Here is an 11,926-nt window from a genome sequence, read left to right on the forward strand (position 1 = left end):
AACACACGGAATCGCACAATCCAGTGCGAAAGCCGGTGAAAACCGAGCGCAACACTGGCGAAAAAGACGATTACCCATGAAAAATATCAGCATCGTGAAATGGGATTGGTGTTTTTCATGGCTTATTCAGACGTTCCCTAGACCTCGTTATAGCATTTAATTCATCGACCAATCAATGCGCTATGGCTTTTCCGCCACATTACACCTCGCAGATAAGGGGGCCTCGTTTAAGGGGTGCAGTAGGTGTCACCGGTCACGCAATAATCCCCAGTCAGGGTCATCCAAATTTCCCCACCCTCTGCCCAGACAGGAGGGTCGGACTCAGCCCGTTTGATCAGCTTCGGCTTTCCAATCTGCCGGACGGGCGTAAACCGGCCAGAACCGGACCTTGCACCGATATCCCGATTGCAGACATTCCAGTGCTTTGCGATTACCGGCTGCCCCAACAGCAGGCCCCACTGTTCGGCTAGTAGGAAAAGCTGTTGATGGCGTCTTCGTAGTCTCTTGCCTTGTGGCGCTGAACCGGAACAGCGCCAAGCCCCAAAATGGCATAGATGTAGCTGTCGAACCAGTTCATGGCTTCAGCAATAGGTACGCTCGCATCAGCTTGCGTTGGTAGCAGCGCGTGACGGAGAGTTCCCTCATGAATAAGCGAGTTCCGAATCTTTACGACATCATGGGACAGCGCGGGGATGCCTGCTCGGTCTGCCGCACCGGCTAGATAGTCGAAAAAGCCGGGGCTCTTCTGTTGGCGACTCGTGGCATACGTCTGTGCGAACGGCCGATTCGAGCCCTCCTCGGTGTCGGCGATGATCTGGAGCAGTGTCGATCCACTGAGATACAAGTTCTCTAACGACCAGCAGGACATCGCGTCGATGAAGAAATGGGAGAGCAGTCTTAGCTTCTCGACAGGCTCAAGCGATGGATACCGGGCGACAAATGTTTGAACAAGTGCGATGAACTCCGGGAGCGAGGCCACACACGGGATTGGGCCGGGAATTCCACGGTCACGAGGGAAATGGTTCCCAAGCTGGATAATCTGGACCTCCGACATTGGAAGCTCGCAGCGCACCGTGACCGCCATGCCCGTAGAGAAGGACGCCGCAAAGCAGATCGGAAGAATCTCTTGGAAGGCTGTCTCCTTTATGTGATCACGAGTTGAATCCGTAGGCAGATCAAACTCTGCCGAGTAGGTAGCCCCACAGGCGCCGTTGTCCCTAATTGGGGCGACCAGTTCATCGAATTTATGCGACCTGATGAGCATCCAACTCCCAGCAGGCGTCTTGAGTTCAAATGTCTCCGGAGAGCCTGGTGGAAGCAGATTGACTAGCCAGAATCCGATCATGTGGTAATTCTCCAAGGGAATTGATTTTGAGGAACCCGGTAGTTGTCATAATTGGTATTGTCAGCAATCGAAAACCCCTTGTTTCTTAGCCTGATGTTTTCCAGAAGACGTGGTTGGCAACAAACCGTTATGGCTGTCCTAGTTGGGGGGAACCTGCCCTGATTGCTGCATGGCGAAATAGACGCAGCCCTCGGCGTAGATTTCCGTCAGCTCCTCCCTCGAGAGCTTTTTGAGTTCATCGAAGTCCGGACGGTTAGCCATGAACTCAAGCAATCGCTCCCTCGGGGTTTCCCGATAGCCGTCCATGAAGAAGTCAAACAGCTCAAGGGGCGTCTGGGCCTTGCGGCCGGCCTTGATCTCAATGCCGAAGAAGGTGTCCGGATGGCGTTTGTAGGCCGCCAGTTCCTCCGGCGACAGGCGGACGGTCCCGATCACAGACTCGCCGTTGTCCAGTTGGTGAGCCAGAAACGCGACCGACTGCTCCTCGCTGACCGTGGCCGTAGTGAGCTTACCCGGACGCTCGACTCCCTTCGAATCGGGAACGAGGTATTTCTCCCCTATGACGAGCCGGTTCGCCTGCCCTGAGAACGCCAACTCAGAGGCCGTCCCGTCGAAGGTGACGGGTATCTCGGAATGCCGCTTGATCGACTCCAACAGCTGGTGCATGTCCGCATGTTCCTTGCGGCTTTGGTGGGCAGCCCGGGGGCTTGCAAATGCCGTGTCCATCTTGAACCCAGGAATCTGGAAGCCCTCTGCCATCACCGCGCTTCGGATGTTCATCCCTTCCAGATCGAGGTCATGCGGGCGGTTGGTGACAAACACGTATGCAGGCGGAAGCGGCTGGCCGTTGTGGCTTCGCCCCTCGAAGGCGCGCAGGTCGGCCAGAGCCTTCGCAAGCTTCTTTGGCATGTCCCCATCGCCTGCCGCTTCTCGGGTGTCCAAATAGTCGATGCCGATGAACACCACGCGGGGATGGTTCGCCGACTTCCCCAAAGCTCTTTGCAGCAGCCTCCCTAGGCGGAAGCGCTCGGTGTCGCTCTTCACATTCCGCCGCTTAGCCTCCACCGAATACTTCCTGCCGGACTTCTTGCATGTGGCGGTGAACTCGACGTGCGATGACCGCCTGTCGTCCTCATCCTCGAACTCGATGTGGAAGCCGGCACGGATCATCGTGCCCGCCACGAACGCCTCATAGCGGGCCCCCTGGAACATCTCCGGATCCTTGATCCTCTGGATCAGCTTTTTTTGCAGCTCGGCGTTGTGTTCGAGGGAGTAGAGATCGTAGGCCAGTTGATACCAAGCCTCTGCCGCGCCGTTCATCGGACCCGAATTCACCTTCCCTGGCTCTTTGAAATACTTTTGCTGCAACAGGCAAAGGTGGTGATACCAAACTAGGATCGGGTGGCGTTGCTCCAAAGGCTTGGCCAGCTCGGAATCGCCCCATTCCTTGTCCAGCACCGAGGTGATGTAGGCGCCAAGGAAATCGTGGACGGTTTTCCACTTGTCCGAATATTGGAGCTTCTTGCCGACGGCCACGAACCGCGTGCCGTTCAGCTCGGCCGATATGATCGGCCTGCCGAATCCTTGCTGCTGCTCCCGCTGCTTTTCTTTGGCCTTCACACGCTCCAGCATCAAGCGGCTTTTCTCTATCACCGCCTCAACCGTCGGGCGAACCGGCGCGGCCTGGGATATCGCGCCGTGGCAATGCTTGTGCTTCTTCCCACTCCCGCAGGGGCACGGTTCGTTTCTGCCGGTCTTTCGGTTTGCGCGCGGCATTCGTTCTCATCCGACATAAAAGCGCAGTCTATCAGCGGAGCTGCTTGAAGGCATATGCCCCCTCCGCCAATGCCACACGCGAGTTTCGAAATAATATTGAAAATCGACGGACCGTTACTGCTCCGCTCCCATCTCGAACCGATCAAGCCCGGCGAGGATGAGTCTCAAGTCATTCGGGCCAAGGCGCCATTATGGATAAGATGCGCCCAAGAGAGCGCGGCCGCAGAATGACGCCTAGGCGTTTGAGCGTCCGCTTTGGCAACGACGGTCTTTCCGCTTAGGGTCCAGACTGCCAGGCACCGCTAATATAAGAAACGGCTAAACGACTGGAACGGGTCGAACACGGCCAGTTGAAGCCTGACACTTATTGTAAGATCGAGCCTGAACTACTAACGAATAAGCGAGTCTACGTGATCCGCCCACTTCTGTAGCCAGTCCCTACACTCCGCCTCGTACCGGTGCAAATCGTAGGTTCCTTCGATCCCCCTACGTGAATGCCCCAATACGGCTTCAGCGACTGCGTTAGGACATTGCAGACGCGACAAGCCAGTCCTGACACTTCTGCGCAGATCATGAGGTGTCCAGGCCGGAAGATTTACCATACTGTTGCTTTTTCTCATCCGCCAGGCCTGCTCGGTTAGTTGCTTTTGCTGGATCGGCAGCCGGGTTTTCTGGGATGGGAACAGATAGTCTCCAGTGGTCAGGCGAAGAGTGGTCAAAAACTCCACCGCCTGGCGGGGCAATTGCACATAGCGCTCAACCTCCGTCTTGCTCTCCCTTATATGAAATGTCTGCTTCTCCAAATCAATGTCCTTCCAGGCCGCATCGCAGACCTCACCAGTACGACACCCTGTCCAGAGGGTAAATCGAAGAACATTCTTCTGTGTTGCGGTGTAATCAGAGCCAGGCAGCCATTTCAGCAACGTCGCCAACTCGGTATCAGAGAGGACCCTTTTTCCTCGTTGATGGGTAAGTTTCACCTTGGCCTGTCTGAGGCTTGATTTAGCGAGAATTGCCGGATTTGCAAACTCATCTGAAAAATAGCCCAGACCAATCGCAAATTCGTAGGCGGCGGCAACCTCTCTCAGTACATTTCCTGCCTGAACATTTGCCCCACGTTGAACAATTGCCATGATCATATCCACCACAGCCTTTCGCTTGACAGCATTGGCTGGCATCGCTCCCAACTTGGGAATCACATCGCCATAGAGGGTTCTGCGCGTCTCAGACTGACCCTTCGGTTTTCGTGCACCGGCGATTTTCCTTCCGCTTGGAGATTTTCGGTCTTCGATATACTGGGTCAGGTAGAGTTCTACGAGATTCTCCACGGTGAAGGACTTCGCAACTGACTCTACTGGCCCCTGTTCCAATTCCTGGGCTTGTTCCCGTTTCTGCCGTTTCTCCTCTTTGGCCTCAGTGGCCGGGCAGTGTCCCTGGCGGCGAACTTGTTTAAGCCCCTGGAGCTTCAATCTCGCTTCGGCCAGGGAGGTCTCCGGAAAGTTGCCGATTTTCACCTGAACGAGCTTTGAGGTGATCGGGCTGGTATAGCGATAGAAAAATGTCTTTACTCCGGTAGCCCCGCATTTCACTCGCAACCCGATGTTTTCTCCCGTGTCGGCCTTAATCTTATCTCCCGGCTTCATCGTCTCCACTGTCCTGGAAGATAGAGGTTTGGTAGGCTGTGCTGTTGCCATTGGCATCCTCTTGAGTTGATGTCAGTTTGTCCGACGCAACGGAAAAAAGTGTAACTTTTGAATTTCAACAAAAGTTACACCAGCAAAAGTTACACTTCAAGTTACACTTTTTTGTGAGATTGGATGATATTTCGTGAGACTCATTGATACTTTAAGAGACGACGCAAAAGCGATAAATACTTATATTTCAATAAGTAGTATAGAATAACGGCATGAGTTCATTAGAAAAAAATGTGCAGCATACGCCAATGATGCAGCAGTACCTGCGCATCAAGGCCGAGCATCCGGACATCCTGCTGTTCTACCGCATGGGCGATTTCTACGAACTGTTCTACGGCGACGCCCGCCGCGCCGCGCAACTGCTCGACATCACCCTGACCACGCGCGGCCAATCCGGCGGTGAGCCGATCCCGATGGCCGGCGTGCCGGTGCATGCGGTCGATCAGTATCTGGCCAAGCTGGTGCGGCGTGGCGAATCGGTGGCCATCTGTGAGCAGATCGGCGACCCGGCGGCCAGCAAGGGCCCGGTGGAACGCCAGGTGGTGCGCATCGTCACCCCGGGCACAGTCACCGAGGACGCCTTGCTCGATGAGCGCCGCGACAACCTGCTCGCTGCCTGCACCGGCAGCAGGGACCGCTTCGGTCTGGCCGCCCTGGACCTCAGCAGCGGCCGCTTCAGCGTGCAGGAACTCGACGGCGCCGAGGCGCTGCTGAGTGAGCTGGAACGGCTGCGGCCGAGCGAACTCCTGCTCGACGAGGACACGAGCTTCCCGGCGGGTGTCAGCGCACGCCCCGGTGTCAAACGCCGCCCCCCCTGGCATTACGAGCCCGACAGCGGCCAGCGGCAACTGTGCGCACAGTTCGACACGCACGATCTCGCTGGTTTCGGCTGCCAACACCTGCCGCTCGCCGTCGGTGCCGCCGCCGCGCTGCTGCAATACGTCAAGGACACCCAGCGCGCAGCCTTGCCGCACCTGCGCGGGCTGCGCGTGGAACTGCGCGAGGACAGCATCCTTCTCGACGCCGCCAGCCGCCGTAATCTCGAACTCGACCAGTCGCAGTCGGGCCACGCCGAACACAGTCTCGCCGGCGTGCTCGACAGCACCGCCACGGCGATGGGCGGGCGGCTGCTGCGGCGCTGGCTGAACCGGCCATTGCGCGACCAAGCACGGCTGCGCCTGCGCCATCAGTGTGTGGAGACGCTGCAGAACGATCGCGGCTACGAGGCCGTCCATGAGCTGCTCAGGGGCCTGTGCGACCTGGAACGCATCATGACCCGCGTGGCGCTGAAATCGGCCCGGCCGCGGGATCTGTCCGGTCTGCGCGACAGCCTCGCACGCCTGCCCGACCTGCAGCGCCTGCTGGCCGCCCACGACGATCCGCTGCTGCGCGAACTCGCCGCACGCAGCGGCGAACATCCACAGCCGCAGGCCCTGCTGCAACACGCCCTGGTGGAACAACCGCCGGTGCTGGCACGCGATGGCGGCATGATCGCCGCTGGTTACGATGCGGAACTCGACGCGTTGCGCGGCCTGAGCGAAAACGCCGACCGGTTTCTGGTCGACCTGGAGGCGCGCGAACGGGAGCGCTCCGGCATCGCCACGCTCAAGCTCGGCTACAACCGCGTGCACGGCTTCTACATCGAGGTCGGCAAGGCCCAGGCGGCGCGCGTACCCGACGACTACCAGCGCCGCCAGACGCTCAAGGGCGCCGAACGCTACATCACACCGGAACTGAAGGGTTTCGAGGACAAGGTGCTGTCGGCGCGGGAGCGCGCCCTGGCACGCGAGAAGGCATTGTACGATGCGTTGCTGGAGCGGCTGCTGGAATTCGTCGCGCCCCTGCAGACCGCCGCCGAGGCGATCGCCGAACTCGACGTGCTGGCCGGCTTCGCCGAACGCGCCGACACGCTCGACTGGCGGCGCCCGGTACTGAGCGACGCGCCCGGCATGCGCATCGAGGGCGGCCGCCATCCGGTGGTCGAACAGGTGCTGGACGCGCCCTTCGTGCCCAACGACGTGCGCTTCGACGACGAGCGCCGCATGCTGATCATCACCGGCCCGAACATGGGTGGCAAATCCACCTATATGCGTCAGACCGCGCTGATCGTGCTGCTCGCACACATCGGCAGCTTCGTGCCGGCGGTGCGGGCGCTCATCGGGCCGATCGACCGGATCTTCACCCGCATCGGTGCGGCCGACGATCTCGCCTCGGGACGCTCGACCTTCATGGTGGAGATGCTCGAAACCGCCAACATCCTGCACAATGCGACCGACCGCAGCCTGGTGTTGATGGACGAGATCGGCCGCGGCACCAGCACCTACGACGGCCTGTCGCTCGCCTGGGCGGTGGCCGCCGACCTGGCCACACGCATCCGCGCATTCACGCTGTTCGCGACCCATTACTTCGAGTTGACCGGGTTGCCGGCGCTGTATCCGTCCATCGCCAATGTGCACCTGGACGCCAGGGAGCACGGCGACCGCATCGTGTTCCTGCATGCGGTGAAAGACGGACCGGCAGATCGCAGCTACGGCCTGCACGTCGCCGCACTGGCCGGCATTCCGAAGGACGTCCTGGATCAGGCCCGCCAGCGGCTGCACGAGCTGGAAAACCAACCGACCGGCACGGCGGCGAGCGGCGGTCAGCTCGCCCTGTTCACTCCGCCGAGCGACCCACCGATTCCGGAGCCGATTGTGGCCGCGCTGGCAGGCATCGAGCCCACCGACCTGAGTCCGCGCCAGGCCCTGGACCTGCTGTTCACGCTCAAGGCCCTCCTGGACGCGCGCTAAGGGACCGTGGCGTCCGACCTGCACGCCCCCGTCTGTGACGGCCCTCGGGGCACAACCCGCCAACTTCCTGACGCTCAACCTCATCACAGACTGCTGACTGAAGCCCTTCTGGAACAATGATAAAACGCCGCTTCTTAAAGCGCAGCCTGAGCATGGCATCGAACTTGCTTTGATCGGGCGAGATTCCGCCTCGGATCAGTGCCTTGGCACAGAATCGGTATCGCCGCCACCACTCGACTGGGATTCGCATGCACATCGAAAAGATCTCCCTGAAGGCGCTCACCGTCGGCATCCTGCTGCTGCTCGGGTTGTCGTCGATCGCCCTCACCCTGTTCTCCGGCAGTCGCTACCAGCAGGTGGCGCTGGATGCCCAGTCGCAGACGCTGTCACGGGTGCTCGAGGTCGCCGCACGCGAATCGCTCGGCACCCTGCGGGCGCGCGCCGCCGTCCTGGGCCAGGTGCTGCAGAAGCAGCCCCAGCTGCGTTCCGCCCTCGCCGACGAGGGCGGCGACCCGGCCCGGCGCGCGGTGCTCAGCGCCCTCCTCGACGCGGGTTTCGACCGTGGCACGGTCGGTGCCGCCGGCTTCGAGCTGTTGAAGCTGCGCAGCTACGGCCCGGACCTGCGCCTGATCGCTGCGAGCAGCGCCGGCATCGACGGACTCCCGACCACGTTGCCACCCGGCCTGGACCGGGTATCCGCGGACGAGGTGGATGCCGCCCGCCCGCGCGATGCACTCTGGTCGCTGCACGGCACACCCTATTACTCGCTGCGCCTACCGGTCGGCGACGGCACGCCGCTCGGCTATCTGGAGATCGTCGCCGCGCCGGTGGCCAGCCTGCGCTCCATCCAGGACACGCTGCAGCTGCCGTTCAGCATCGGCACCGCGGACGGCACCCTCCTGTACCGCTCGGAAGACTGGCACGCGGCCGGCGACGCCGAATTGCCCGTACATCATGCGCTCGCCGGCAGCGGCGGTGGCGCACTGCTCGAACTCAAGGTCATCGCGCCGGTGCAGCAGCTCTACACCGGCATGGCGCAGGTGCGCAGCGCCACCGCCGTCGCCTACCTGATCCTGACCGGCGGCAGCCTGATCCTCGCCATCGGGTTGTTCCGGCGCTTCCTGTTCCGTCCGGTCGAGCACCTGATGCAGGACATGCAGCGCGCCGCCGAGGGCGAGTTGCAGGGCTCGATGCGCACGCGGGCGCTGCAGGAGTTCAACACGCTCGCCACGACCTTCGACCGCATGCGCCAGAAGCTCCACGACCTGGTGGAGCGCGAACGCCAGCACGCCGAGGACGTGACCGGCAAGGTGGAACTCATCCAGGACGTCGTGCAGCTTGCGGCCCGCGGTGATCTCACCGGCCAGCTGATGGTCTACCGCGACCGCGACGTGATCTCCGGCCTGGCGACCGGCATCCAAGGCATGCTCGACAGCCTCAACAATCTGGTGGCGCGCATCCAGCAATCCGGCATCCAGGTGACGTCCTCGGCCACCGAGATCGCCGCCACCGCCAAGCAGCAGGAGGCCACCGTCAGCGAACAGGCCGCGACCACCAACGAGATACGCGCCACGGTCACGGAGATCTCCGCGACCTCGAAAGAGCTCGTCAACACCATGCACGAGGTCACCGACGTCGCCTTCAAGACCGCCGAGAGTGCCAACACCGGCCGCGCGGCCCTGGGACGCATGGAGGAGACCATGCGCACCATGATGGAGGCCACCGCGGCGATCGGCTCCAAGCTGGCCGTGCTGTCGGAGAAGGCCGGCAACATCAACACGGTCGTCACCACCATCAACAAGGTGTCCGATCAGACCAACCTGTTGTCGCTGAACGCCGCCATCGAAGCGGAGAAGGCCGGCGAATACGGTGTCGGCTTCGCGGTGGTCGCCACCGAGATCCGCCGCCTCGCCGATCAGACCGCGGTCGCGACCTGGGACATCGAACAGATGGTGAAGGAGATGCAATCGGCGGTCTCGGCCGGCGTCATGGGTATGGAGAAATTCTCCACCGAGGTGCGCCAGGGGGTGGACGACGTGCGCCGCGTCGGTGGGCAGCTCGCCCACATCATCGAGCAGGTCGAACACCTCATCCCGCGCTTCGAGGAGGTCCACGAGGGCATGCAGTCACAATCCAAGGGCGCGCAGCAGATCAGCGAGGCAATGGTGCAGCTGGCCGACTCTTCGCAGCAGACGGCGGAATCGCTGCGCCAGTCCAACGGTGCCATCGTGCAGCTCAACGATGCCGCGCGCCGCCTGCAGGAAGGCGTCTCCCACTTCAAGGTGAACAAGCAGGGCGCATGATGCTGCACCTCCTGCTACACCTGGGAAACGAGTGCTACGCCCTGGATGTGCGGCGCATCGTCGAGGTGGTGCCGCTGGTGCACTGCCGGCCGTTGGCGCATACGCCGCCCTGCGTCGCCGGGACGTTCGATTACCGCGGCACGCTGGTGCCGGTGATCGACCTGTGCCGCCTCACGGGTGCGTCACCCTGCCGGGCGCTGTACACCACACGTATCGTCCTGGTCGACTATCCGGCGGCCGACGGCCGCAGCCATATCCTCGGCCTGCTGGCCGAACAGATCACCGAGACGGTGAAACTGGACCCCACCACCTTCGAGGACGCCGGTGTATGCGCGCGTGCGGCGCCTTATCTCGGCGGCCTGGCGCGACAGGACAGCACGCTGATCCAGCGCATCGACACCGCCCGGCTGTTGCCGGACGACCTGCAACGGCTGCTGTTCACGGAGTGTGCCTGATGGCCTTCACCGGCATCGAAACGCTGCTGCGTGACCGTATGGGTCTCAGCCCGGCGTCGATCGGCAGCCCGGCCATTGCCCGCGCCGTGCAGCGGCGCATGCGCGAATGCGGCATAACGACCGTCACCGACTATCTGTCGCGGCTACAGGCCAGTCGTGCTGAACTCGCAGCGCTCATCGAACTCGTAGTCGTCCCCGAGACCTGGTTCTTCCGCGACCGCGTACCCTTCGAGGTGCTGGCCCGACATGCGCAGCGACACTGGCTGGCGACCTCCACCACGACCCCGGTGCGCATCCTGAGCGCCCCCTGCTCTACCGGCGAAGAACCCTACTCGATCGTCATGGCCCTGCTCGACACCGGTCTGCCGCCGGAGCGCTTCCGGGTGGATGCCATCGACATCAGCGAGGTGAATCTGGCGCGGGCCCGCGCCGCCCGCTACGGTGAGCACTCCTTCCGCGGCGACGACAGCGGCTTCCGCCAGCGGCACTTCGTACAGGAGGGTGCCCACTATCGGCTGCGGCCACAGATCACCGAGCGCGTGCGCTTCCTGCACGGGAACCTGCTGGCGCCCGGCCCTCTGACCGGCGCGGCGCCCTACGACGTGCTGTTCTGTCGTAACCTGCTCATCTATTTCGACCGCGAGACCCAGGCACGTGCCCTGCGCGTCATCGAACGACTGCTCGCCCGACCCGGTCTGCTGTTTCTCGGCCATGCCGAATCCCGGGTGCTGGCCGGGCGCGATTTCGTCCCCCTCGATCAGCCGCGCAGCTTCGCCTTCGTGCATGGCGGCCGCAGGACCACGGCCACCGGGGTGCAGCCGACGCCCTTCGCCCCACCTGCCCGCCGCCGCCCCGGCTCCGGTGAGCCCCAACGGTCAGGCCGCGCCCCCCGCGGACGACGGGCTCGTGGCGGTCGAATCGCCCATGGTCGGCACGTTCTACACGGCCGCCAACCCGGACAGCGAGGCGTTCGTGAACGTCGGGTCGCAGATCAGTGACGGCTCGGTGGTCTGCATCGTCGAGGCGATGAAGGTCTTCAACGAGATCAAGGCCGAGGTCTCGGGCACGATCGAACGGATCTGCGTGAAGAACGGCGACGCGGTGGAGTTCGGCCAACCGCTGTTCATGGTCAAGCCGTCGTGACGAACTGATCCGAGGCACGGGGCACTAGGCACAAGGCACTAGTGTTCAAAACGCCGACCTCGTGCCCAATGCCTTTTATGCCCGGTGCCTCCCCCCCATGTTCAGACGCGTCCTCATAGCAAACCGCGGAGAGATCGCCCTCCGCATCATCCGGGCCTGCCACGAACTGGGAGTCGAGGCGGTTTGTGTGTATTCGCAGGCCGACAAGGACGCTTCCTATCTGCGCCTCGCCGACCGCGCGATCTGCATCGGTCCGGGGCCGGCCAAAGACTCCTACCTCAACATCTCGCGCCTCATCTCCGCGGCCGAGGTCGCCGACGTCGACGCGATCCACCCGGGCTACGGCTTCCTCGCGGAACGCGCCGATTTCTCGGAGATCTGCCGCGACTGCAAGATCGAGTTCATCGGCCCCAGCCCCGAG

General features: G+C 62.1%; 8 protein-coding genes. 5 read left to right on the forward strand and 3 right to left on the reverse strand.

All coding sequences use genetic code 11. From position 1 onward, the window contains the following. Positions 1 to 466 precede the first annotated feature (466 nt). From K8I04_03640 to K8I04_03650, 3 genes are all read right to left on the reverse strand, one after another. Positions 467 to 1,345: a hypothetical protein gene (locus tag K8I04_03640; GenBank protein ID MBZ0070806.1), complete on the reverse strand. Its 879-nt coding sequence runs from the start codon at positions 1,343 to 1,345 to the stop codon at positions 467 to 469. 138 nt (positions 1,346 to 1,483) lie between these two features. After that, positions 1,484 to 3,121 carry an SEC-C domain-containing protein gene (locus K8I04_03645; protein MBZ0070807.1) on the reverse strand — a complete coding sequence of 546 codons (1,638 nt, stop codon included), beginning with the start codon at positions 3,119 to 3,121 and terminating at the stop codon, positions 1,484 to 1,486. A 389-nt stretch (positions 3,122 to 3,510) separates the two neighbouring features. Then, positions 3,511 to 4,815 carry a tyrosine-type recombinase/integrase gene (locus tag K8I04_03650; GenBank protein MBZ0070808.1) on the reverse strand — a complete coding sequence of 435 codons (1,305 nt, stop codon included), beginning with the start codon at positions 4,813 to 4,815 and terminating at the stop codon, positions 3,511 to 3,513. Positions 4,816 to 5,063: 248 nt separating this feature from the next. Between K8I04_03650 and mutS the strand changes: the two genes are divergently transcribed. The 5 genes from mutS to K8I04_03675 form a co-directional block, all read left to right on the forward strand. Further along, positions 5,064 to 7,604: a DNA mismatch repair protein MutS gene (gene mutS, locus K8I04_03655; GenBank protein MBZ0070809.1), complete on the forward strand. Its 2,541-nt coding sequence runs from the start codon at positions 5,064 to 5,066 to the stop codon at positions 7,602 to 7,604. A gap of 1,031 nt (positions 7,605 to 8,635) precedes the next feature. After that, complete coding sequence (locus K8I04_03660; protein MBZ0070810.1) at positions 8,636 to 9,907, forward strand: methyl-accepting chemotaxis protein; 1,272 nt, start codon at positions 8,636 to 8,638, stop codon at positions 9,905 to 9,907. Next, complete coding sequence (locus K8I04_03665; protein ID MBZ0070811.1) at positions 9,904 to 10,362, forward strand: chemotaxis protein CheW; 459 nt, start codon at positions 9,904 to 9,906, stop codon at positions 10,360 to 10,362. The genes K8I04_03660 and K8I04_03665 overlap by 4 nt, the downstream gene beginning before the upstream one ends. Positions 10,363 to 11,073: 711 nt before the next feature. Beyond that, complete coding sequence (gene accB / locus K8I04_03670; protein MBZ0070812.1) at positions 11,074 to 11,505, forward strand: acetyl-CoA carboxylase biotin carboxyl carrier protein; 432 nt, start codon at positions 11,074 to 11,076, stop codon at positions 11,503 to 11,505. A 97-nt stretch (positions 11,506 to 11,602) separates the two neighbouring features. Further along, the coding region (locus K8I04_03675; protein MBZ0070813.1) for an acetyl-CoA carboxylase biotin carboxylase subunit at positions 11,603 to 11,926 on the forward strand (324 nt) is incomplete at its 3' end.

It is taken from the genome of Gammaproteobacteria bacterium (genome assembly GCA_019911805.1).
Classification (GTDB): Bacteria; Pseudomonadota; Gammaproteobacteria; order Thiohalobacterales; family Thiohalobacteraceae; genus JAHJQQ01.